The organism is Leifsonia sp. NPDC058292 (assembly GCF_042880955.1).
Taxonomy (GTDB): domain Bacteria; phylum Actinomycetota; class Actinomycetes; order Actinomycetales; family Microbacteriaceae; genus Leifsonia.
On record NZ_JBHVYL010000003.1, the window covers coordinates 153,582 to 176,549 of the forward strand.

The following is a 22,968-nucleotide window of genomic DNA, read 5'->3' on the forward strand; positions in this document are numbered from 1 at the left end:
AGTTACTTATGTAACTAACCAACCAGGGCGCGACGATATTGTCAAGCACGGATTCGTGCCGGGCGGCGCGCGGCCGGGGGTCAGACGAGGTTGATCGTGACGTCGTCGATGAAGAGCACGCTCGCCATCACGACCGCGAGGGTGCCGGTGACCGCGAGGAGTGCGGGATGCGCGAGCCCGATGATCATCCGGTGGGTGCGAGGGTCGTGGGCCAGAAAGGCGCTCGGAACCCGGGTGTGCGCCGGGTGCGAGCGCCAGCCGCGGAGACGGGAGAGGAACCACGCGTACCGGAAGATCAGCACGAGCCAGAGGAAGAGGATGACGACCGGGATGATCTCGGCGAGGAAGGAGAGCCCGACGCCGAGGGTCTGCACCTCGTTGTCGGCGCCCTCGTTCTGCAGCTGCACCGCGACGGTCGCGCTCAGCACGACGGACAGCGTCCAGGCGATGAACGCGAAGACGTAGGCCGCGAACCGTCCGAAGAAGTGGCCGAGCACCGACTCGTTGCGCTGGAGGTGCGAGTGCGGCGTCTGGCTCAGCACGATCACGGTCGCCGCGAAGGTGGGGAGCACGGCCAGCACCACGAGCAGCACGTAGATCCAGTGATGCCAGTCGAAGTGATCGGCGGGCACGAGCATGAGCACCCAGACCGCGGCCCAGATCCACCCGGCGGTGAGGGCGTGCTCCACCAGCCAGTTCGGGTGCTTGGACTCGTACCGGGCGACCACTCGCACGATGGAGCGCCGTGCGACGACCTGTTCGACCGGCTCCTGCTCCATGCGATCACTGTAGTGGCCCGCGCACGAGCTAGCCTCGAACCATGGCCGAACTTCATGAGCTGACAGCCCTGGACCTCTGGCAGGAATTGCAGAGCGGTCGCGTGTCACCCCGGGAACTGACCGAGCACTACCTCGACCGCATCGACACTCTGAATCCGGAGCTCGGTGCGTTCGTGACCGTGACGCGGGAGGCGGCTCTGGCCCGCGCCGACCGGGTCACGCGCGAGGTGCCGCGCACAGCGCCGTTGTGGGGCCTCCCGAGCGGCGACAAGGATCTGTGGCTGCGAGCGGGAGTGCACGCGGGCTTCGGCTCCCGCCTCTTCGCCGGGTTCCTTCCCGACACCTCCGACGAGATCGTCGAGACGATGGATGCGGCCGGCGCCGTGAGCCTCGGCAAGACGAACGCCCCCGAGTTCGGTCTGCCCGCCTACACCGAGTCGCTGGCCGCGCCTCCGGCCCGCAACCCGTGGAATCCCGGGCTCGGCGCCGGCGGCTCGAGCGGCGGCGCGGCCGTCGCCGTGGCGAGCGGGATGCTTCCGTTCGCGCCCGGTTCCGACGGTGGCGGCTCCATCCGTATTCCCGCGGCGGCATGCGGGCTCGTCGGGCTCAAGCCGTCCCGCGGGCTCGTTCCGGCCGGCAGCGGGATCGGCTCGCTGGGCGGGCTCGTGGTGCAGGGGCCTCTCGCCCGCACGACCACCGACGCCGCCCTGCTGCTCGACGGGATGATCGCCAAACGCGACGGCCGGATCGACCACCACTACACGCTGCGCGCGCCCTACGACGACGATGGGCCCTTCCTCGGAACCGCCGTGCGCGGCGAGGGCCGCTTCCAGCTCGGCGTGATGACGACGTCGGCCTGGGACGACGCGTACGACGTCAGCGTCTCGCTGGAGGCACGCGCGGCCCTCGACGTCGCGATCGAGACCTTCGCCGAGATCGGCCACGGCATCGAAGAGACCGCCCTGACGCCCGACCCCACCTATGCGCCTGCGTTCCGCACGATCTGGCAGGCGGGCGCGGCGAGCATCCCGGCCGAGGGGAAGGCGGAGGAGCTGCTCGAACCGCTCACCCGGTGGCTGGTGCGTCGAGGCCGCGCCCTGTCAGCACGCGAGCTCGGCGAGGCGCTCTCGACGCTCACCGCTTACGAGCGCTCGCTGATCGCGCAGCTGTCGTCGTTCGACGCCGTGCTGACCCCTGCCCTCGCGCTCACGCCGCGACCTGTGGGCTGGTTCGACCAGGAAGACGGCGAACGCAACTTCGAGCAACAGGTGCTCTACACGCCGTTCACTTCGATGCTGAACGTCTCCGGCCTTCCCGCCATCGTGCTGCCGGTGTGGCAGACCGACGACGGCCTGCCGATGGGCGTGCAGCTGATCGGACGCCCGGGCGGGGAGCGCACGCTGCTCTCGCTCGCGACGCAGCTCGAGCGGCGCATCCGCTGGTCGCTGCGCTATCCGCCCACCTGGTGACGCAGGGATGCGGGCGCTCGCGCGAGCCACGCATCCGTCACCAGTTCTCGCAGGAGTTGCGGGTCGATCGTGGAGAAGTCGACCCGAGCGGCGGCGAGTCTGCCCGCGAACCAGCGCTCGGAGCAGTGCTGGGGCCACGCCGCCGCCGCCTCGCGGACGCCGGCCTCGCCGAGCATCAGGTTCACCGTGTGCTCTTCGAGCATGGTGGCGAACCGCCTGTCCCGCACGCGGAACGCGGGGAAGCCGCCGTGCTCGTACTCCTCGACCTCCGGAAGCGCGAGCGCGACTGAGCGAACCTCGACCGCGTGCACTCCGTCAGCGTACAATCCAGGCGTGGCCGAGCGGAACGATGACCCTCGCGCCGACACCTTCGATGAGGCGCTCGGTACTGCTTCAACGCTCGCCGACCGGTGGCTGCGCGGGATGCGCGACGCGCCCATCCCGCCGACCGCCGGCATCGACCGGGTGAAGGACGCCCTCGGTCGCGACCTGCCGGCCCGAGGCGCCACAGCGCCCGAGGTCCTGCACCGACTCGCGGATGCGGTCGAGCCCGGTCTGATGCGGATGCACTCGCCCCGGTTCTACGGGTGGGTCATCGGCGGGGCGCAGCCTGTCGCCCTCGGCGCCGACTGGCTGGTGTCGTCGTGGGACCAGAACGCCGTCATCCGAAGCGTCACCCCGGGCGTCGTCGCGGCCGAAGAACTCGCCGCGAGCTGGCTGCTGGCACTGCTCGGTCTCCCGGCCGATGCGGAGGTCGGATTCGTCACGGGCGCCACCATGGCGAACCTCGTGGGAATCGTGACCGGCCGCGATCGAGTGCTCCGCGATGCGGGGTGGGATGTGCGCGCGAACGGTCTCGCCGGTGGACCGCGCGTGCGGGTGCTCGCCGGGGCGGAGGTGCACGTCTCGGTGGACGAGGCGGCCCGGTACGCAGGTCTCGGGATGCCCACTCGCGTCGACAGCGACGACCAGGGCCGGATGTGTCTCGACCCGCTCCGCGCCGCGCTCGCCGCGGACTCGGCACCCACGATCGTCGCGCTGCAGGCCGGGAACGTGCACTCCGGCGCCTTCGACGATCTGGCCGCCGCCATCGAGATCGCTCACCAGGCGGGCGCGTGGGTGCACGTCGACGGTGCGTTCGGCTTGTGGGCAGCGGCGGCTCCGGGGCTGTCGTCTCTGACCGCGGGGCTGGCCGGCGCCGACTCGTGGGGCACCGACGCTCACAAGACGCTCAACGTGCCGTACGACTCGGGCATCGCCATCGTCGCCGACGGCGCGGCCTTGCACGCGTCGTTCTCGCAGGTGGCCGCCTACCTTCCTTCCTCGACCGACGTCTCCGATCCGAGCGACCGGGTGCCGGAGCTGTCGCGGCGTGCTCGCGGTGTTCCGGTGTGGGCGGCACTCGCGCGGCTCGGCAGCGAGGGCGTCGCCGATCTGGTGCAGGGTCTGGCGGATGCGGCCCGCGAGCTCGCCGACGGACTCCGGGCGGTGCCGGGGGTGAGCATCCTGAACGACGTCGTGTACACCCAGGTGTGCGTGTCGTTCGGCGACGACGATCGCACGCGGGCGGTGGCGGCGGCGCTCGACGACGCGGGCGGGGTGTTCGCCTCGCCGTCGCGCTGGCGGGATCGGGCGGTGCTGCGGTTCTCGGTGAGCAACTGGCTCACCGACCACGACGAGGTGCGCAGAACGGTGGATGCTGTGCGCGCGGCCGTCGACACGCTCTAGCGACCCGCTGCATAGCCCTGGGCGCCGCGCGGATTCGCCGCAGCGGTGAGAACGCCGCGCTCGCGATCGCGGCCGACCGAGGAGAGTCGGCCGAGGGCCCAGTCGCCCGCGCGGGTGACCACGTGTCCGCGGCTCTCCAGCTCGGCGATCACGGTATCGCCCAGGCGGTTCTCGACCACGGCTCCCGCCGGCTCCCAGGTGCGCGGCCAGAACGACCCCGGCATGGAGGTCGTGTGCAGCGCCGGAGCGTCGATCGCCTGCTGCGGGCTGTACCCGCCGACGATCGTGCGCAGCAGGTAGAGCAGCTGCCACTGGTCCTGCTGGTCGCCGCCGGGCGAGCCGAGCGCGGTCACCGGATGCCCGTCCTTCAGCACGAGGGTCGGCGTCAGGGTGGTGCGCGGCCGTCTCCCGGGACGCAAGGTCGACGGGGCGCCGTCTTCCAGCCAGGTCATCTGCAGTCGCGTGCCGAGGCAGAACCCGAGCGCCGGGATGGTCGGCGAGCTCTGCAGCCACCCGCCCGACGGGGTGGCGGAGACGATGTTCCCCCAGCGGTCGACGACGTCGATGTGACAGGTGTCGCCGCGGGTCTCGCCGGTCGGCAGCACGGTCGGCTCGCCCACCCCCGAGCTGTCGACGGCGACTTCGGCACCTGCCGACGGCGGGCTGTAATGGGTGCGCAGCGGCGGCACGAAAGGCTCGACCCCCGGCACCGTTCCGGGACGGAACTCAGCTGAAGCCGTGTCGGCGATGAGGGCGCGTCTCCCCGCCGCGTACTCGGCCGAGAGCAGCACATCGAGGGGCGCATCCGCATCGCCGTAGTAGGCCTCGCGGTCGGCGTAGGCGAGTTTCTGCGCCTCGAGGACGGTGTGGGCGCCGAGCGATGTCGACGGGTCGAGCCGCTCGTCATCGAAGCCGTCGAGGATGGCGAGGGTCTGCAGCAGGGCAGGGCCCTGACCCCAGGCGCCGGTCTTGGCGATCGTGTGGCCGCGGAACTCGAGAGTCGTCGCCTTCTCGTACGTCGCGTCGAACGCTGCGAAGTCCCACACCGTGATCACGCCGGCGTGATCCGTCCCCGAGGAGTGCCGATGCGGGGTCGACAGGAAAGCCGCCGCCTCGGTGGCGACGAAGCCGGTCTTCCACTCGGTGCGCGCGGCGTCGATCCTCGCTCGGCGATCGCCCGCTGCGGCACCGGCCGCGATCAGTCCCTCCAGCACCGCCGCGTAGGCAGGGTTGGTGACGGCACTGCCCGCCACGGGAAGCTCGCCGTTCGGCAGCCACCGCTCGGCCGAGCTCGTCCAGTGCTCGGAGAACAGGCGCTCGACCGTGGCGATGGTCGCGCGCACGCGTTCGAGCAGTGGATGCCCGTCGCGGGCGTAGCCGATCGCGAAGTCGAGCACGTCGGCGAGCTCCCACGTTCCGTGGTCGCGTAGCAGCAGGAGCCACGCATCCACCGCCCCCGGCACCGCGGCAGCGAGAGCGCCGGAGCCCGGCACCAGTTCGAGTCCCTCCGCGAGGTAGTGCTCGCGCGTCGCACCCGCCGGCGCCGGCCCTTGCCCGCACAGCACGACCGGCTCCGGGTCGGATGCGGTGGCGAACACCGCCGTCATATCGCCGCCGGGCCCGTTCAGGTGCGGCTCGACGACATGAAGCACGAACGCTCCCGCCGTCGCCGCGTCGAACGCGTTGCCACCGCGCTCGAGCACGGCCTGGGCGCTCGCGGTGGCGAGCCAGTGCGTCGACGCGCTCATCCCGAAGGTGCCTTCGAGTGTCGGTCGGGTGGTGAACGTCGGGGGAGGCGTGAAGCTCATGCCCCCAGGCTAATCGGGGGGTCGACGCGGTCTAGTTGACCGGGCCGGTGTACTTCTCGCCGGGGCCTTTGCCGATCTCGTCGGGGAACGGCGACGCCTCGCGGAAGGCGAGCTGAAGCGAGCGGAGTCCGTCGCGGAGGCTGCGGGCGTGCTGGTCGCCGAGGTGGGCTGCGCTCGCCGTCACCAGGCCGGCGAGGGCGTCGATCAGCTTGCGCGCCTCATCCAGGTCGGTCTGGGTCTCCGGGTTGTCCGCCAGGCCGCATTTGACCGCGGCGGCGCTCATCAGGTGCACGGCGGTCGTCGTGATGACCTCGACCGCCGGAACCTCGGCGATGTCGCGCATTGCGTCGCCGTACTCCTCGTCACCGTATTGCTCAGAGCCGATGGCCTCCTCGAAGGCATCGTCGGGGGTTCCGAGGGGAGTTGTGTCGCTCACTGCATTCCTCTGTTAGAATCGTTTGGCTCCAGAACTTCTGTTCTGGTACGAAAGTGGAGATTCCTCCCACCCGCGCTTGACCGCTTCACTAGGTTACCGGGTTGTTGCACTCCGCCGTCGCGCCGCCAGCGCGAGGGTAGACAGGGTGCGGTACCAGTTGTGCGAGAAATCGCTCAACGGTGTTGGTGCGTGGAAAATCCTCTTTCGCCGTGACCGTCGACCGACGGGAACGAGGCAAGCAGAAATCGCTAAGCAGAGGAGAAACGCATCAGCGATCCCCGTACCAATGACCGTATCCGCGTCCCCGAAGTTCGACTCGTCGGCCCCAGCGGTGAGCAGGTCGGCGTCGTCAAAATCGAGGTCGCCCTCCGACTCGCGCAGGAAGCAGACCTGGATCTGGTTGAGGTTGCTCCCAACTCCAAGCCGCCTGTCGCGAAGATCATGGACTACGGCAAGTTCAAGTACGAGGCTGCGCAGAAGGCGAAGGAAGCCCGGCGCAACCAGGCGAACACGATTCTCAAAGAGGTTCGTTTCCGCCTCAAGATCGACAAGCACGACTACGAGACCAAGCGCAAGCGCGCCGAAGGCTTCCTGAAAGCCGGCGACAAGGTCAAAGCCATGATCCTGTTCCGCGGCCGCGAGCAGTCGCGCCCCGACCAGGGCGTGCGCCTGTTGCAGCGCTTCGCAGAAGATGTCGCCGAGTTCGGCTCGGTGGAATCCACGCCGACCATCGACGGTCGAAACATGGTCATGGTCATCGGCCCTCTGAAGAACAAGTCAGAGGCCAAGGCCGAGGCCAACGCACAACGTGCCGCCTCCAAGGCGCGGGCCCACGCCCCCGCCGAGGAGTCGGTTGCTGCAGCAGACGACTCTGCGCAGTCCGAGAAGAGTTCGCCCACCCAGGCGACGAATGAGGAGAAGTAATGCCCAAGCAGAAGACCAACTCGTCGGCGAAGAAGCGCTTCAAGATCACCGGTAGCGGCAAGGTCATGAAGCAGCAGGGGGGCATGCGCCACCACCTCGAGGTCAAGTCCAGCCACCGCAAGCGTCGGCTGAACCAGGACCAGGTCGTCCCGACGGTCGACGCCAAGGTCGTCAAGAAGATGCTCGGCAAGTAAGCCCGACCCGACTTTTTAAGGAAGCAAAGAGAAAATGGCAAGAGTAAAAAGGGCGGTCAACGCCCACAAGAAGCGTCGGGTCATCCTTGAGCGTGCAGAGGGATACCGCGGTCAGCGGTCGCGTCTCTACCGCAAGGCCAAGGAGCAGGTCACTCACTCGCTGGTCTACAGCTACCGTGACCGTCGTGCCCGCAAGGGTGACTTCCGTCGCCTGTGGATCCAGCGCATCAACGCTGCGAGCCGCGCGAACGGCCTCACCTACAACCGCCTGATCCAGGGTCTGGGTCTCGCCGGTGTCGAGGTCGACCGCCGCATCCTCGCCGAGCTGGCCGTGAACGAGCCCGCCACCTTCGCTGCTCTCGTCGAGACGGCCAAGAAGGCGCTTCCCGCCGACACGTCGGCGCCGAAGGCTGACGCCGCTGCGTAAGTTTTCCCTGCATCACTAAGCTGGTGCCATGCTTGACAATCCGCGCTCACCGCGCGTTCGAGCCGTGGCCAAACTAGCGAAGAGAGGAGCCCGGTCTGAGACCGGGCTCTTTCTCTTGGAAGGGCCGCAGGCTGTCGCCGAGGCGCTGAGCTTCCGACCCGAACTGGTGGTGGAGCTCTATGCCACCCCGACCGCCCTGGAGCGGTACAGCGACATCGCGCAGACGGCCGTCGAGGCCGGCGTCGACGTCGAGTTCGTCACCGAGCAGGTGCTGGAGGCGATGGCCGACACCGTCACCCCGCAGGGGTTCGTGTCGGTCTGCCGCCAGTTCCCGACCTCGATCCGCGACATCTTCTCGGGTGAGCCGCGCCTCGTCGCCGTTCTCGAAGAGGTGCGCGACCCCGGCAATGCCGGCACGATCATCCGTGCCGCCGACTCAGCGGGTGCGGATGCGGTGGTGCTGACCGGCCGAACCGTCGACCTCTACAACCCCAAGGTCGTGCGCTCCACCACCGGCTCCCTCTTCCACGTGCCGGTCGCTGTCGGCGCCAGCCTGGATGACGTCGTCGAACGGGCGCACGGCGCGGGCCTGCAGGTGCTCGCCGCCGACATCAAGGGCGAAGACCTGCTCGCCGCCCGCACCGACGGGCAGCTCGCGCGGCCCACCGCGTGGGTGTTCGGCAACGAGGCCCGCGGGCTGGCCGACGAACTGCTCCACCTCGTCGACCGCGTCGTCACCGTGCCCATCTACGGCCGGGCGGAGTCGATGAACCTCGCGACCGCAGCATCCGTCTGCCTCTACGAGTCGGCTTTCGCGCAACGATCGAGCGCGCTGTTCGACTGATCGGGGCGCAGGCGGGCATCCGGGCGGCCCACTAAACTTGGGTTCCGTGTCTGATCCCACCGAAATCTCCGAAGCCACGGTCGAGTCCGCCGTCGCAGCCGCGCTCGCGGCCATCGACGCTGCCGCCGACTCAGCGGCGCTCAAGGTCGTGCGCGGCGAGCACACGGCCGATGGCTCCCCGCTCGCCCGACTGAACGCCAGCCTGCGTTCGCTGCCGAACGACCAGAAGGCCGCCGCCGGCAAGCTCGTCGGCCAGGCGCGGGGCCGCGTGAATCAGGCGTTCGCGGCCAAAGAGGCCGAGATAGAGGCCGCAGAGACGGCAGCGCAGCTCGCGGCCGAGACCGTCGACGTCACCGCCGTGCCGACGCGCTGGACGCCGGGCGCGCGCCACCCGCTGTCACTCCTGCAGGAGCGAATCGCCGACGCGTTCGTCGGCATGGGCTGGGAGGTCGCGGAGGGGCCGGAGCTGGAAAGCGAGTGGTACAACTTCGACGCGCTCAACTTCGACGAGGACCACCCCGCTCGCGCCATGCAGGACACCTTCTTCGTCGAGCCGACGGATGCGCACCTGGTGATGCGCACGCACACCTCACCCGTGCAGTTGCGGGCGCTGCTCGGCAACGAGCTGCCGGTCTACCGCATCGCACCGGGGCGGGTGTTCCGCACCGACGAGTTCGACGCGACCCACCTGCCCGTCTTCCACCAGACGGAGGGCATCGCGGTCGACAAGGGCCTGACGATGGCGCACCTGCGGGGAACGCTCGACCACTTCGTGAAGACCCTCTTCGGCGACGACGCCAAGGTGCGTCTGCGCCCCAACTACTTCCCGTTCACCGAGCCGAGCGCCGAACTCGACCTGTGGCACCCGACCTTCAAGGGCGGAGCCCGCTGGATCGAGTGGGGCGGGTGCGGCATGGTGAACCCGAACGTGCTGCGCTCGGCGGGCATCGACCCCGATGTCTACTCCGGCTTCGCGTTCGGCATGGGCGTCGAGCGGGCGCTGATGTTCCGCAACGACGTCAAAGACATGCGCGACATGGCCGAAGGCGATGTGCGCTTCTCCCAGCAGTTCGGAATGGTGGTCTGATGCGCGTCCCACTCAGCTGGCTCGGCGAATACGTCGACCTCGAGCCCGGAACCACGGCGGAGGATGTGCACGCCGCGCTCGTCTCGGTCGGTCTCGAAGAGGAGGACGTGCACACGTTCGAGATCTCGGGCCCGGTGGTGGTCGGCCAGGTGCTCGACTTCGTCGAGGAGCCGCAGTCGAACGGCAAGACCATCCGCTGGTGCCAGGTGCGCGTCGCACCCGAGGGCGAGACGGCGGCCGACGGCGGCGAGTCCGTGCACGGCATCGTCTGCGGCGCCTCGAACTTCTTCCCGGGCGACAAGGTCGTGGTGACCCTGCCGGGTTCGGTGCTGCCTGGTCCGTTCCCGATCGCCGCACGCAAGACGTACGGGCACGTCTCCGACGGCATGATCGCGTCGGCGCGCGAGCTCGGCCTCGGCGACGAGCACGACGGCATCCTGCGCCTCACGACGCTCGGTCTCGACCCTGAGGTCGGCAGCGACGCGATCTCGCTGCTCGGCCTGGACGACACGGCCGTCGAGGTCAACGTCACCCCCGATCGCGGCTACGCGTTCTCGATCCGCGGCATCGCCCGCGAGTACTCGCACGCGACGGGAGCGGCGTTCCGCGACCCCGCCGACGCCGCCGGTCTGGTCGTCGACGGCGCCCACGCAGCAGGGTTCAGCGTCGTCGTCGACGATCGCGCTCCCATCCGCGGCCGTGTCGGCGCGAACGTCTTCGTGACGCGCGTCGTTCGCGACGTGGACGGAACGCGACCGACGCCGGCCTGGATGATCGCGCGGCTGAAGCTCGCGGGCATCCGTTCGATCTCGCTCATCGTCGACGTCACCAACTACGTGATGCTCGAGCTCGGCCAGCCGATCCACGGCTACGACCTCGACAAGCTGCACGGCGGCATCGTCGTGCGCCGCGCTCACCCCGGCGAGAAGCTGGTCACGCTCGACGACCAGACGCGGGCGCTCGATCCCGAAGACCTGCTCATCACCGACGACTCCGGTGCGATCGGTCTGGCCGGGGTCATGGGCGGTGCCTCGACCGAGATCGGCGCCGACACCCGCAACGTGCTCGTGGAGGCCGCGAACTTCGATCCCGTGTCGATCGCGCGCACCGCGCGCCGGCACAAGCTGCCGAGCGAGGCGTCCAAGCGGTTCGAGCGCGGCGTCGACCCTCGCGTCGCGGTCGCCGCGGCGGCACGCGTCGTGCAGTTGCTCGAGCAACTCGCCGGCGGCCACGCGGATGCCCTGGGCTCGCTGCTCGACGCGGCGGACGCTCCCGAGACCATCCGTCTGCCCAAGACCTACATCGGCTCGCTGGTCGGCGTGGAGTTCACGCCCGACGAGGTGCTCGGCGCGCTCGCGGAGATCGGCGGCACGGTGACCGACAACGGTGACACGCTGCTCGTCGTGCCCCCGACCTGGCGCCCTGATCTGCGAGACAAGTCCGACCTGGCGGAGGAGGTGGCGCGCATCGTCGGGTACGACCGCATCCCCTCCGAGCTGCCCGTCGCGCCCCCGGGCCGGGGGCTCAGCCGGGAGCAGAAGCTGCGCCGCGCCGTGGTGCAGATGCTCGCCGACAACGGCGCGACCGAGGTTCTCTCGTTCCCGTTCGTGAGCGAAGCCGCGAACGACACGTTCGGTTCGGCCGAGGCCGGATCTGTGCCGGCGGTCAAGATCGCCAACGCGCTGGATGCGACGGCGCCGTACCTGCGCACCTCCCTTCTGCCTGGGCTCGTCGACGTGGCCAAGCGCAACCTCGCACGCGGGCTCGTCGACCTGACGATCTACGAGTCGGGTGTTGTCTTCCGCCCGGTCGCGGGCGCCGGGTTCGGCAGCCGCAGCCTGCCCGCCGGAGCCGCCCTGCCGAGCGACGAGGTGCTCGCTTCGCTCAACGCGGGCATTCCGCCGCAGCCGCGCTACCTGGCTGGTCTCGCGATCGGGCATCCGATCCCCAAGCAGCCCGGTCAGGCCGCCGTCGCGGCCGGCCTCGCCGACGCGCTCACGATGGTCGCCCAGACGGCGGCCGCTGTCGGCGTCGCCGTCGAGCCGGTGCAGAGCTCCCACCAGGCGATGCACCCCGGGCGCACAGCGCAGTTGATCGCGCGCGGTGAAGACGGAACCGGCGTCGCCGTCGGCTATGCAGGCGAACTGCTTCCCGCACTGGCCGAGGAGTTCGACCTGCCGCGCGTCGTGGGTGTGTTCGAGCTCGACCTCGACGCGCTCGTGGCGGTCGCCCCGGCCGACATCGTCGCCGGCGTGATCGCGGGCTACCCTGCGGCGACGCAGGATTTGTCGCTCGTGGTGGCCGAGACGGTGCCCGCCGGGGACGTGGAGCGCGCTGTCGCGGAGGGCGCCGGCGATCTGCTGGAGCACATCCGCCTGGTCGACGACTACCGCGGAACCGGCCTGCCCGACGGCAGCAAGAGCCTCACCTACGCGCTGCGCTTCCGTGCCGCCGACCGCACGCTCACCGCGGCGGAGGCCAGCGAGGCCAAGCTCGCCGGGGCGGCTCGCGCGGAGGAGCGTTTCGGAGCGCACATCCGCGAGTAGCCGCGCCGAGTCGTCCAGCGTGACGGAGATCCCGCGCCTTGCGGCCGCGATCTCCGTCACGCCGGACATCCCGCCGGCGCGTCGGGCGAGATCTCCGACGGCCGATTCGCGCCTCGCCCCGCCGACCCGCTACGCTTGCCGCATGCTTTTCGCTCGGTGCTTCCAGGACACGCGCACGGTCTCCGCCGCCCGCGCCCTGCGCCGACGCCTGCGCGACCGCCGAATCTAGGCGGCGCTGGCGCGACCCTTTCGAGGGCGACGTGGGTGCCGCCGTCTCCGGCCCCCTGTCGTCCACTCAATAAGGTAGAAGCATGACTTTCTCGGTAGCCGTCGCCGGAGCCTCCGGTTACGCCGGCGGAGAGCTCCTCAGAATTCTCGCGGGTCACCCCGATTTCGACATTCGCACCGTCACCGCGCACCAGAACGCGGGGCAGCCGCTCATCGCCCACCAACCGCACCTCCGCTCGCTCGCCCACCTCACACTCGTCGAGACGAGCGCCGAGAACCTGGCCGGCCACGACGTGGTCTTCCTCGCGCTGCCTCACGGCAAGTCGGGGGAGATCGCGGCACAGCTGCCCGACGACGTGCTGGTCGTCGACTGCGGCGCCGATCACCGGCTGGAGAGCGAAGACGCCTGGGGAGCCTTCTACGGTGGCGAGTACTTCGGGCACTGGGCCTACGGTGTTCCCGAGTTGCAGGTCGGCGACGGCAAGCAGCGCGCGAACCTCGTCGGCGCCAAGCGCATCGCGGCCCCCGGATGCAACGCCAGCGCGGTCTCGCTGGCCATCGCCCCGGGCATCGCCGCCGGCCTGGTCGACGAGAACGACGTCGTCGCCGTGCTGGCCGTCGGTCCTTCGGGCGCCGGCAAGAGTCTCAAGACGATGTATCTCGCGAGCGAGATCATCGGCTCGGCGAATCCGTATGCGGTCGGTGGAACGCACCGGCACATCCCGGAGATCCAGCAGAATCTGCGCAAAGCGGGTGCCGCCTCGCCGACCGTGTCGTTCACCCCGGTGCTCGTGCCGATGTCGCGGGGAATTCTCGCCACCACGACGGCCAGGGTGAAGCCCGGCGTCACGGTCGAGCAGCTGCAGGCCGCGTGGGAGAGCGCATACGCGGGCGAACCGTTCGTGCAGGTGCTCCCGGCCGGCCAGGTGCCGCGCACTGCGGATGTGCTCGGTGCGAACACCGCGCTGATCGGTCTCGCGCTCGACGCGGCGACGGGTCGCGTGATCACGGTGCTCGCCCTCGACAACTTGTACAAGGGAACGGCCGGAGCGGCCATCCAGTCGGCCAACATCGCCCTCGGCCTTGCCGAGACGGCGGGACTGAACGTGAATGGAGTGGCCCCGTGAGTGTGACCGCAGCATCCGGATTCGCCGCCGCGGGCGTCGCCGCCGGCCTCAAGTCGACGGGGAAACGCGATCTGGCGATCGTGCAGAACCTGGGGCCGCTCACCGCCGCCGCGACCGTCTTCACCACGAACAGGTGCAAGGCGAACCCGGTGCTGTGGAGCGAGCAGGTGATGTCTGACGGCGTGGTCTCCGCGATCGTGCTGAACTCGGGCGGGGCGAACTGTTACACAGGCTCCCAGGGCTTCCAGACCACGCACGCCACCGCCGAGGCCGTCGCCGAGCGGCTCGGAGTGAGCGCGGGTGACGTCATCGTCTGCTCGACCGGTCTCATCGGCGACCAGCTCGATCTCGGCAAGCTGACCGCCGGCGTCAGGGATGCGGCGGCCGCCATCGCGAGCGGCGACGCGGGCTCCGACGACGCAGGGCTGGCAGCGGCAGAGGCCATCATGACCACCGACACCCGCGCCAAGCAGGCCGCGCACGTCTCGCCCGCGGGCTGGACGGTGGGCGGCATGGCGAAGGGCGCCGGGATGCTCGCCCCGGGGCTCGCGACCATGCTCGTCGTCATCACCACCGACGCGGTGCTCGACTCGGAGCAGCTCGACACGGCCCTGCGCCGCGCGACCCGCGTCACCTTCGACCGGCTCGACTCCGACGGCTGCATGTCCACGAACGACACCGTCTCGCTGCTCGCCTCCGGCACCAGCGGAGTGGTCGCCGACCTCGACGAGTTCACCGCGGCGCTCACCGCGGTCTGCCGGAGCCTGGCCGAGCAGTTGCAGGCCGACGCGGAGGGCGCATCCCACGACATCGCCATCGAGGTCGTGAACGCGTTCACCGAAGACGAGGCCGTGGTCGTCGGGCGGGCCGTCTCGCGCAGCAACCTCTTCAAGGCGGCCATCTTCGGCAACGACCCGAACTGGGGGCGGGTGCTCGCGGCCGTCGGCACCACCGACGCCGTCTTCGACCCGTACGGCATCGACGTGGCGATCAACGGTGTGCAGGTGTGCACCGCGGGCGAGCCCGACCAGCCGCGCGACCTGGTCGACCTCGCGCCGCGGGCGGTGCACGTTCTGATCGATCTGCACGCCGGCGACCAGACGGCGACCATCCTGACCAACGACCTCACGCACGACTACGTGCACGAGAACAGCGCGTACTCCAGCTGATGGCCGACGTCGAGAACGATCAGGAAGCGGCCACCGAGCACGAGCTCGCCGCGGTGAAGGCCGCGACCCTCATCGAGTCGCTGCCGTGGCTGAAACGGTTCCACGAGCAGATCATCGTGGTCAAGTTCGGCGGAAACGCGATGGTCAGCGAAGAGCTGCAGCGTGCGTTCGCCGAAGACATGGTCTACCTGCGCTACGCAGGCATCCACCCCGTCGTCGTGCACGGGGGCGGCCCGCAGATCTCCGCGATGCTCGACCGGCTCGGCATCGAGTCCGAGTTCCGCGGCGGGTATCGCGTCACCACGCCCGAGGCGATGGATGTGGTGCGCATGGTGCTCACCGGCCAGATCAGCCGCGACCTCGTCGGCAAGATCAACCAGCACGGCCCGCTCGCCGCCGCCATCTCCGGTGAGGATGCCGGCCTCTTCCGCGGTCGCAAGCGCGGGGCGGTCGTCGACGGCGAGGAGGTCGACCTCGGCCTGGTGGGCGACGTGGTCGGCGTCGACCCTGAGGCGGTGCACGCCCAGATCGCCTCGGGCCGCATCCCCGTCGTCTCCTCGATCGCGCCCGACATCGACGATCCCGGCCACTCGCTCAACATCAACGCGGACGCCGCGGCGGCAGCCCTGGCCATCGCCCTCGGAGCCGCGAAGCTGGTCATCCTCACCGACGTCGCCGGGCTCTACAGCGACTGGCCCGACCGCGACTCGCTCGTCTCCAAGATCGGCACCGACGAGCTTCGCGCCCTGCTGCCATCGCTGGAGTCGGGCATGATCCCCAAGATGGCGGCGTGCCTCGACGCCGTCGACGGCGGAGTGGCGAAAGCGGCGATCATCGACGGACGCGTCGAGCACTCGATCCTGCTCGAAGTGTTCACGCAAAGCGGTATCGGAACGGAGGTGGTGCCCTCGTGAGCACCCCGCAGCAGACGACGACGGAGACCGAAGCGAGCGGCTGGATGGACAGGTTCGGCCGCAGGATGATGCGCACCCTGGCCACGCCCCAGCTCATGCTCGCGCGCGGCGAAGGGTGCCGCGTGTGGGATGTCGACGGCAAGGAGTACTTGGACTTTCTCGCCGGCATCGCCGTGAACTCGCTCGGTCACGCGCATCCGGTGCTCGTGGATGCGGTGAGCAAGCAGATCGCCACGCTCGCGCACGTCTCCAACTACTTCGCCACCCCGCCGCAGCTGGAGCTCGCCGAACGGCTGGCCCGCCTCACGGGCGCCGGGGACTCCGGCCGCGTGTACTTCTGCAACTCGGGGGCGGAAGCGAACGAGGCGGCGTTCAAGCTCGCCAGGCTCAACCGGGGCGACGGCCGTCGCAAGCGCGTGCTCGCGCTCAACAACGCGTTCCACGGCCGCACGATGGGCTCCCTCGCGCTCACCGGCAAGCCGCCGATGCGCGAGGCTTTCGAGCCGCTGCCGTCGGGCGTGGAGCACATCGAGTCGACGATCGCCGCCCTCGAGGCGGCCATCGACGATCGCGTCGCCGCGCTCTTCATCGAGCCGATCAAGGGTGAGGCCGGCGTGCTCGACCTGCCCGACGGTTTTCTGCGCCGCGCCCGCGAGCTCACGGAGCAGCACGGCGCCCTGCTGATCATCGACGAGATCCAGACGGGCGTCGGCCGCACCGGGCGCTGGTTCGCCTACGAGCACGCCGGCATCGTTCCGGATGCGATCACGATCGCCAAGGGCATGGCCGGCGGCGTTCCGATCGGTGCGCTGGTGACCTACGGCTGGGCGTCCGAACTGTTCACCCGAGGGCAGCACGGCTCGACGTTCGGCGGCAACCCGCTGGCCACCGCCGCCGCCAACGCGGTGCTCGGCGAGATCGAGAGTTCAGGGCTGGTGGAGAACGCGGCCCGGCGCGGCGAGGAACTGAGGGCGATCATCCGGGACTTCGACTCACCGCTGATCGGCGCGATCCGCGGCTCCGGGCTGCTCATCGGCATCGGGCTCACCGACGGAGAGGGGCACCGGTTGTCGGATGCGGCTCTCGCGAACGGCCTGATCATCAACGCTCCCAACGAGTCGAGCATCCGTCTGGCGCCGCCGCTCATCGTCGGCGATCGCGAACTCGCGGAGTTCCGCGAGAAGTTCGGGCGAGCCCTGGCGGATGTCGCCGTTCCGCGCTGACGCGCCCTCCATCGACCACACAACCGGAAAAGAACACATGACCAGACACTTTCTGCGCGACGACGACATCAGCCCTGCCGAGCAGTCGGAGATCCTCGAGCTCGCCGAGCGGCTCAAGAGCGACCGCTTCGGCACGAAACCGCTCGCCGGTCCGCAGACCGTCGCGGTGATCTTCGACAAGTCATCGACGCGCACCCGGGTCTCCTTCGCTGTCGGCATCGCCGACCTCGGCGGCAGCCCGCTCATCATCTCCACGGCCAACAGCCAGCTCGGCGGCAAGGAGACCCCGTCGGACACGGCGCGGGTGCTGGAGCGCATGGTGTCGGCGATCGTGTGGCGCACGTATGCGCAGTCGGGCCTGGAGCAGATGGCCGCCGGCACGACCGTGCCCGTCGTCAACGCGCTCTCCGACGACTTCCACCCCTGCCAGATCCTCGCCGACCTGCTCACCATCAAGGAGAAGCGCGGCGAGCTGTCCGGGCTCACGATGACGTTCTTCGGCGACGGCGCGAGCAACATGGGCCAGTCGTACGTGCTGGGCGGTGTGACCGCGGGCATGCACGTTCGCATCGCATCCCCGGCCGACTATTCGCCGTCTGCCGCCGTGATCGCCGACGCCGACCGCATCGCGCAGACCACCGGCGGCTCGGTGACCGTCTACACCGACCCGAACGATGCTGCGGCCGGTTCCGACGTGATGATCACCGACACCTGGGTGTCGATGGGCAAAGAGGACGAGAAGGCGGAGCGCATCGCGGTGTTCGGCGGCTACCGCGTCGACTCCGATCTCATGGCGCTCGCGAAGCCCGACGCCCTCTTCATGCACTGCCTGCCCGCCGACCGCGGCTACGAGGTGACGGCCGACGTGATCGACGGCCCGCAGAGCGTGATCTGGGACGAGGCTGAGAACCGCCTGCACGCCCAGAAGGCGCTGCTCGTGTGGCTCCTCGAGCGCAGCGGCGCGAGCAGCAGCAGCGACCACAGCGACCAGCAGGAGGCGTGACGGATGGCCGACACCCACGACGACGACCGCACGACCGGTAACCGCGCCAGCGAGGCGGGCGCCCTCTGGGGTGGCCGGTTCGCCGGCGGACCGTCGCCCGAGCTCGCCGCCCTGAGCAAGTCGACGCACTTCGACTGGCAGCTCGCCGCCTACGACATCGCCGGTTCGCGGGCCCACGCCCGGGCGCTCGCCGCCGCGGGCTACCTCGACGACGCCGAGCTCGCCGGGATGCTCGCGGCGCTGGACAAGCTCGACGCCGATGTCGCGTCCGGCTCGTTCGCCGCTCTCGAGACCGACGAAGACGTTCACTCGGCGCTGGAGCGAGGTCTCATCGAGCGGGCCGGGGGAGAGCTGGGTGGCAAGCTGCGTGCAGGGCGCAGCCGCAACGACCAGATCGCGACGCTCGTGCGCCTCTATCTGCGAGACCACGCCGGCGCGATCGCGGAGAAGATCATCGCGCTCGTCGATGCGATCGCGGCGCAGGCCGACGCGCATCCCGCCGCCATCCTGCCTGGTCGCACCCACCTCCAGCACGCGCAGCCGGTGCTGCTCGCCCACCATCTGCTCGCCCACTGCTGGCCGCTCGTGCGCGACCTGGAGCGTCTCGCCGACTGGGACAAGCGGGCGAACGTCTCCCCGTACGGCTCGGGTGCGCTGGCCGGCTCGACGCTCGGCCTCGACCCGCTGCTCGTCGCCCGTGACCTGGGATTCGCGAGCAGTTCGGAGAACTCGATCGACGGCACGGCGGCGCGGGATGTGGTGGCCGAATTCGCCTACATCGCGGCGCAGATCGGCGTCGACCTCTCCCGGTTCGCCGAGGAGATCATCCTCTGGAACACCCGCGAGTTCGGGTTCGTCACGCTCGACGACTCCTACTCGACCGGCTCGTCGATCATGCCCCAGAAGAAGAACCCCGACATCGCCGAACTGACCCGGGGCAAGGCGGGCCGTCTCATCGGCAACGCGACCGGTCTGCTGGCGACGCTCAAGGGCCTTCCGCTCGCGTACAACCGCGACCTGCAGGAAGACAAGGAGCCCGTCTTCGACTCGGTCACCACGCTCGAGGTCTTGCTGCCCGCGTTCACCGGCATGGTGGCGACCATGCACTTCCACACCGACCGGATGGCGGAGCTCGCCCCCCAGGGCTTCTCGCTCGCCACCGACGTGGCCGAGTGGCTGGTGAAGCAGCGCGTGCCCTTCCGGGATGCGCACGAGATCACCGGGAGCCTGGTGAAGTTCGCGGAGGAGCGCGGACTGGAGCTGAGCGAGGTGGATGACGCCGGTCTCGCATCCGTGTCGCCGCTGCTCACCCCCGAGGTGCGCTCCGTGCTGACGATCGAAGGGTCGGTGGCGAGCAGGGACAACGTCGGCGGAACCGCGCCGGCTCGCGTCGCCGAGCAGCTCGCGGCGCTCACGGAGCGGGTGCGAGCGCTCGCCTCGGTGCTGCCGAGCGCACGAAGGGACCTGGTCTGATGGCCCCCGATCGGCGTGAGCGGCCGGAGAAGAAGCCGCCGAGGTATCCCTGGATCGTGCCGGCGATCGCCGTGGTGGCCGTCGCCATCATCGTGGTCGGGCTGATCGTTGCGGTGGCCAGCGGCATCCGGATGTTCTGACGTGGTGGCCTCGAACGACGACGACGGGCTCTTCCAGCCCGACCGGGAGTTCTTCGCCGGGTCGTCGCTCGACGTCGCCCCGAGACTCCTCGGCGGTGTGCTGCGCCACGAGACGCCGGACGGAACCGTCGCGCTGCGGCTCACCGAGGTCGAGGCGTATGTCGGCAACGGGGTCGACCCGGGCTCGCACGCCTTTCGGGGCCGCACCAAACGCAACGAGGTGATGTTCGGGCCGCCCGCCCATCTGTACGCCTACTTCACCTACGGGATGCACGTGTGCGCGAACGTCGTGTGCTCGCCCGAGGGAGAGCCGTCGGGAGTGCTGCTGAGGGCTGCCGAGGTGGTAGGCGGCGCCGACCTCGCGCTGGCCAGGCGGTCGATCTCGGCCGCGTCGGGAGGCTCGGAGCGCGGCCCGCGCGCGGTGGCCGCTCGGGATCTCGCGCGCGGACCGGCCCGGCTCGTGGTCGCGGCGGGCATCCGGCTCGACGAGAACGGCTCCGACCTGTTCGAGCCGCCGTTCTCACTGCGGATCCCGCGCATCCAGCAGCCGTATGCCGCCGGTCCGCGAACCGGCATCTCCGGTGCAGGAGGAGGCGACGACTATCCATGGCGATTCTGGCTTCCGGGTGATCCGTCGGTGTCGCCCTACAAGCGCCACCCGAAGTCGCACTGACGCCGGAGCGATGCTTCAGGCCGCGGCGAGGCGGAACAGGGCCGCGCAGGCGCAGGCCCAGATGAGGCTGACGAGTGTGCCGATGATGAACCGCTCGCGAGCCTCCGCTGCGTCGAGCTCGGTGAAACGACCGACGCCTTTGACTGCGACCAGAACAGCGATTGCTTCGGGGAAACCGGCGATGATCGATCCGGTGGTGGCGAGGCGTTCGAGGAAGCCGATCGTGGTTCCGCCGCGCAGCACCTCGCGCGTCGGATGCTCGCCCTCCGCCCTTTCTGCGGGGGTCGTGCGCTCGGCGACGACGATTCCGCCGTTGACACCCTCGACGGTGCTGCGCGACGCCAGCGCAAGAACGAGCTGCGACGCCGGCCCGCCGCCGGCGATGCTGAGCGCGACGGCGACGATCCCGATGAGCAGCGAGAACAGCGGGGGAGCGGCGACCGTGGGGATGGCGACGATGATCACGGCGAGTGCGAGCAGGCCTGAGGCCACGTAGATCAGCGGGCGTCTGGGGTTGCGCAGCGCGAAGAGCACGCAGCACAGCGAGGCGATCGCGAGGATGAGCACCAAGCTCCAGGCGACGACGGGTCCGATCGCGGCGAAGATGCTGGGAAGGTGCGGGATCATACGGTTTCCGTTCGCTGGGCGTCGTCGAGGCTCGCCAACAGCCTAGTCAGGGCGCCGATCGAGGCCAGTTCGATACGGATACCGCCGGCGCGGGCGCGGTCGCTCGCCGACTGCGGAGTGATGCCGAGCAGCTTTCCCGCCTCTGCCTGGGTGAGCCCGGAGGAGACGAGGTCGAAGAGCTCCCAGCCGGCGGGCGAGCGGCTTTCGCGGATGGTGAGCAGCAGGTTCAGAACCGCCTCCGCGTCTTCGGCCGCGCTCGCGTCGACGACGGCTCCGGCCGCGAACCGGGTCGGCATCCGTTTCGCGCGGGTGACGGCGGAGCGGGCGGCGATGAACGCCTCCCCGCTCGCCTCGCGGGTTTCGTCGGGAAGCGGGGTGCGGACTCCACCGCATCCGAGGCCGACGCTCCAGACTCCTTCGCGGGTGAGGTCGAGCACGAGGTCGAGGGCGGTGCGCGGGTCGGCGGTGAGCGCCTGGATCTCGTCGCCGGCGTTGCGATCGACCGGGAGGGCGAGCCGGTCGCGGTAGCGCTCGTTGAGGTCGTCGAGTGCGCCGGCGGCGAGATCGGGCCCGCTTCTGCTGCCCACCTGGTCGGCGGTGATCACGAACACAGGTTCCCCTTTCGAATCAGGTACTCAGTCCTGATGGATACAGTATCAGGGCCCACTCCCTGATGCAAGCTCAATCAGGCACACTGGCCTGATGTGCGACGGATCAGGCCTGCAGGCCTTGCGCTGATAACCTGATTCCGTGTCCGACTCAGAAACCCTCAAAGCACAGACCAACGATCCGTCGTTCGACGACATCTGGGATGAGCTGAAGTGGCGGGGGCTCATCCATGTCTCGACGGATGAAGCAGCGCTCAAACAGCTCCTCGCGGGCGAGTCGATCACGTATTACTGCGGCTTCGACCCCACCGCCTCCAGCCTGCACCTCGGCAACCTGGTGCAACTGCTCACCATGCGCCGCCTGCAGCTCGCCGGTCACAAGCCGCTCGGCCTCGTCGGCGGATCGACCGGCCTCATCGGCGACCCGCGGCCGAGCGCCGAGCGCACGCTGAACACCAAGGAGACGGTGCAGGAGTGGGTGGGTCGCCTCCAGGCTCAGGTCTCGCGCTTCCTCAGCACCGAGGGCGACAACGCGGTGCGACTGGTCAACAACCTCGACTGGACGGCGCCCCTCTCGGCCATCGATTTTCTCCGCGACATCGGCAAGCACTTCCGGGTGGGAACGATGCTCAAGAAAGACGCGGTGAGCGCTCGCCTCAACTCCGACGAGGGCATCAGCTACACCGAGTTCAGCTACCAGACCCTGCAGGGCATGGACTACCTGGAGCTCTACCGCGACTACGGCTGCGTGCTGCAGACCGGCGGAAGCGACCAGTGGGGCAACCTGACGAGCGGCACCGACCTCATCCGACGCGTCGAGCACGAGTCGGTGCACGCCATCGGCACGCCGCTGATCACCAACAGCGACGGCACCAAGTTCGGCAAGAGCGAGGGCAACGCGATCTGGCTCGACGCGTCGCTCACATCGCCGTACGCGATCTACCAGTTCTGGCTGAACACCGACGACGCCGACGTGATCGCGCGCCTCAAGGTGTTCACGTTCCTGAGCCGGGCCGAGATCGAGCGCCTCGAGCGGGCGGTCGCCGAGGAGCCGTTCAAGCGCGAGGCCCAGCGACGCCTGGCCTACGAGGTGACGAGCCTGGTGCACGGCGTCGAGGCGACCGAGGCGGCGATCGCCGCGGCGCAGGCGCTCTTCGGCCAGGGCGACCTGAGCGAACTGGATGCGGTCACCCTGGAGGCCGCACTGCGCGAGCTGCCGAACACCACGACGTCGCCCGTCGCCACGGTCACGCAGTCGCTGCTCGACACCGGCCTCACGTCGAGCCTCGGCGAGGCGCGCCGCGCCATCGCCCAGGGCGGCGTGTACCTGAACAACGAGAAGGTGGAAGACGGCGAGCTCGCCGTGGGCGACCGCCTGCTCGGCGGCCGCATGGCGGTGCTGCGCCGGGGTAAGAAGACGCTCGCTGGTCTCTTCGTCGAGTAGCGCATCCGTCGCCCCGCCGAATCATCGAGGGGTCCCGACTCGCCGTCAGCGCGCACTCGCTGACGGCGGGTCGGGGCCCCACGGTTCGCCTAGCCGA

At 69.7% G+C, this 22,968-nt stretch carries 23 protein-coding genes; 17 read left to right on the forward strand and 6 right to left on the reverse strand.

Annotated features, from left to right (window positions below; translation table 11 throughout):
* Positions 1-80: 80 nt before the first annotated feature.
* Positions 81-779: a hypothetical protein gene (locus ACFVWR_RS04105; protein ID WP_387208273.1), complete on the reverse strand. Its 699-nt coding sequence runs from the start codon at positions 777-779 to the stop codon at positions 81-83.
* 41 nt (positions 780-820) lie between these two features.
* On the opposite strand from ACFVWR_RS04105, the gene ACFVWR_RS04110 reads away from it, so the two are divergent.
* Positions 821-2,248, forward strand: a complete 1,428-nt coding sequence (locus ACFVWR_RS04110) for an amidase (RefSeq protein WP_387208276.1) — start codon at positions 821-823, stop codon at positions 2,246-2,248.
* Here the strand turns inward: ACFVWR_RS04110 and ACFVWR_RS04115 are convergent.
* Positions 2,230-2,559: an MmcQ/YjbR family DNA-binding protein gene (locus ACFVWR_RS04115; RefSeq protein WP_387208278.1), complete on the reverse strand. Its 330-nt coding sequence runs from the start codon at positions 2,557-2,559 to the stop codon at positions 2,230-2,232. The two genes, ACFVWR_RS04110 and ACFVWR_RS04115, sit on opposite strands and share 19 nt — an antisense overlap.
* 22 nt (positions 2,560-2,581) lie before the next feature.
* Between ACFVWR_RS04115 and ACFVWR_RS04120 the strand changes: the two genes are divergently transcribed.
* The gene (locus tag ACFVWR_RS04120; RefSeq protein ID WP_387208280.1) at positions 2,582-3,976 is read left to right on the forward strand and encodes a pyridoxal phosphate-dependent decarboxylase family protein; all 1,395 of its coding nucleotides are present in this window, start codon (positions 2,582-2,584) and stop codon (positions 3,974-3,976) included.
* On the opposite strand, the gene ACFVWR_RS04125 is transcribed toward ACFVWR_RS04120, so the two are convergent.
* On the reverse strand, positions 3,973-5,784 hold the full coding sequence (locus ACFVWR_RS04125; protein WP_387208282.1) for a gamma-glutamyltransferase family protein: 1,812 nt from the start codon (positions 5,782-5,784) through the stop codon (positions 3,973-3,975). The two genes, ACFVWR_RS04120 and ACFVWR_RS04125, sit on opposite strands and share 4 nt — an antisense overlap.
* Before the next feature lie 31 nt (positions 5,785-5,815).
* Positions 5,816-6,169, reverse strand: a complete 354-nt coding sequence (locus ACFVWR_RS04130) for a DUF1844 domain-containing protein (RefSeq protein WP_387208321.1) — start codon at positions 6,167-6,169, stop codon at positions 5,816-5,818.
* A 318-nt stretch (positions 6,170-6,487) separates the two neighbouring features.
* Between ACFVWR_RS04130 and infC the strand changes: the two genes are divergently transcribed.
* The 14 genes from infC (at position 6,488) to ACFVWR_RS04200 (ending at position 20,192) form a co-directional block, all read left to right on the forward strand.
* Positions 6,488-7,144: a translation initiation factor IF-3 gene (gene infC, locus ACFVWR_RS04135; protein WP_387208323.1), complete on the forward strand. Its 657-nt coding sequence runs from the start codon at positions 6,488-6,490 to the stop codon at positions 7,142-7,144.
* Positions 7,144-7,338, forward strand: a complete 195-nt coding sequence (gene rpmI, locus ACFVWR_RS04140; RefSeq protein WP_387208284.1) for a 50S ribosomal protein L35 — start codon at positions 7,144-7,146, stop codon at positions 7,336-7,338. The genes infC and rpmI overlap by 1 nt, the downstream gene beginning before the upstream one ends.
* 34 nt (positions 7,339-7,372) lie before the next feature.
* Positions 7,373-7,765, forward strand: a complete 393-nt coding sequence (gene rplT, locus ACFVWR_RS04145; RefSeq protein WP_387061220.1) for a 50S ribosomal protein L20 — start codon at positions 7,373-7,375, stop codon at positions 7,763-7,765.
* A 28-nt stretch (positions 7,766-7,793) separates the two neighbouring features.
* Positions 7,794-8,609: a TrmH family RNA methyltransferase gene (locus tag ACFVWR_RS04150; RefSeq protein ID WP_387208286.1), complete on the forward strand. Its 816-nt coding sequence runs from the start codon at positions 7,794-7,796 to the stop codon at positions 8,607-8,609.
* Positions 8,610-8,655: 46 nt separating this feature from the next.
* Positions 8,656-9,696, forward strand: a complete 1,041-nt coding sequence (gene pheS, locus ACFVWR_RS04155) for a phenylalanine--tRNA ligase subunit alpha (RefSeq protein WP_387208288.1) — start codon at positions 8,656-8,658, stop codon at positions 9,694-9,696.
* Complete coding sequence (pheT, locus tag ACFVWR_RS04160) at positions 9,696-12,242, forward strand: phenylalanine--tRNA ligase subunit beta (RefSeq protein WP_387208290.1); 2,547 nt, start codon at positions 9,696-9,698, stop codon at positions 12,240-12,242. Before pheS ends, pheT begins: the two co-directional genes overlap by 1 nt.
* A 311-nt stretch (positions 12,243-12,553) precedes the next feature.
* A complete protein-coding gene (argC, locus tag ACFVWR_RS04165; protein ID WP_387208292.1) occupies positions 12,554-13,597 on the forward strand; it encodes an N-acetyl-gamma-glutamyl-phosphate reductase in 1,044 nt (347 codons plus the stop codon).
* Positions 13,594-14,766, forward strand: a complete 1,173-nt coding sequence (gene argJ, locus ACFVWR_RS04170) for a bifunctional glutamate N-acetyltransferase/amino-acid acetyltransferase ArgJ (RefSeq protein WP_387208294.1) — start codon at positions 13,594-13,596, stop codon at positions 14,764-14,766. Before argC ends, argJ begins: the two co-directional genes overlap by 4 nt.
* Positions 14,766-15,680 carry an acetylglutamate kinase gene (gene argB / locus ACFVWR_RS04175; RefSeq protein ID WP_387208296.1) on the forward strand — a complete coding sequence of 305 codons (915 nt, stop codon included), beginning with the start codon at positions 14,766-14,768 and terminating at the stop codon, positions 15,678-15,680. Before argJ ends, argB begins: the two co-directional genes overlap by 1 nt.
* Before the next feature lie 44 nt (positions 15,681-15,724).
* Positions 15,725-16,903 carry an acetylornithine transaminase gene (locus ACFVWR_RS04180; RefSeq protein WP_387208325.1) on the forward strand — a complete coding sequence of 393 codons (1,179 nt, stop codon included), beginning with the start codon at positions 15,725-15,727 and terminating at the stop codon, positions 16,901-16,903.
* A 37-nt stretch (positions 16,904-16,940) separates the two neighbouring features.
* The gene (gene argF / locus ACFVWR_RS04185; protein WP_387208298.1) at positions 16,941-17,906 is read left to right on the forward strand and encodes an ornithine carbamoyltransferase; all 966 of its coding nucleotides are present in this window, start codon (positions 16,941-16,943) and stop codon (positions 17,904-17,906) included.
* Between the two features lie 3 nt (positions 17,907-17,909).
* Positions 17,910-19,379: an argininosuccinate lyase gene (argH, locus tag ACFVWR_RS04190; protein WP_387208300.1), complete on the forward strand. Its 1,470-nt coding sequence runs from the start codon at positions 17,910-17,912 to the stop codon at positions 19,377-19,379.
* Positions 19,379-19,519, forward strand: a complete 141-nt coding sequence (locus ACFVWR_RS04195) for a hypothetical protein (protein WP_387208302.1) — start codon at positions 19,379-19,381, stop codon at positions 19,517-19,519. Before argH ends, ACFVWR_RS04195 begins: the two co-directional genes overlap by 1 nt.
* A 1-nt stretch (position 19,520) precedes the next feature.
* The gene (locus ACFVWR_RS04200; RefSeq protein WP_387208304.1) at positions 19,521-20,192 is read left to right on the forward strand and encodes a DNA-3-methyladenine glycosylase; all 672 of its coding nucleotides are present in this window, start codon (positions 19,521-19,523) and stop codon (positions 20,190-20,192) included.
* A 15-nt stretch (positions 20,193-20,207) separates the two neighbouring features.
* Here ACFVWR_RS04200 and ACFVWR_RS04205 read toward each other — a convergent pair whose 3' ends face one another.
* Both ACFVWR_RS04205 and ACFVWR_RS04210 read right to left on the reverse strand, forming a co-directional pair.
* Positions 20,208-20,819 (reverse strand): hypothetical protein, encoded by a 612-nt coding sequence (locus tag ACFVWR_RS04205; RefSeq protein ID WP_387208306.1) that lies wholly within the window; start codon positions 20,817-20,819, stop codon positions 20,208-20,210.
* Positions 20,816-21,430 (reverse strand): DNA-binding protein, encoded by a 615-nt coding sequence (locus ACFVWR_RS04210; RefSeq protein WP_387208308.1) that lies wholly within the window; start codon positions 21,428-21,430, stop codon positions 20,816-20,818. Before ACFVWR_RS04210 ends, ACFVWR_RS04205 begins: the two co-directional genes overlap by 4 nt.
* A gap of 139 nt (positions 21,431-21,569) precedes the next feature.
* Between ACFVWR_RS04210 and tyrS the strand changes: the two genes are divergently transcribed.
* Positions 21,570-22,871 carry a tyrosine--tRNA ligase gene (gene tyrS, locus ACFVWR_RS04215; RefSeq protein WP_387208310.1) on the forward strand — a complete coding sequence of 434 codons (1,302 nt, stop codon included), beginning with the start codon at positions 21,570-21,572 and terminating at the stop codon, positions 22,869-22,871.
* Positions 22,872-22,968 lie beyond the last annotated feature (97 nt).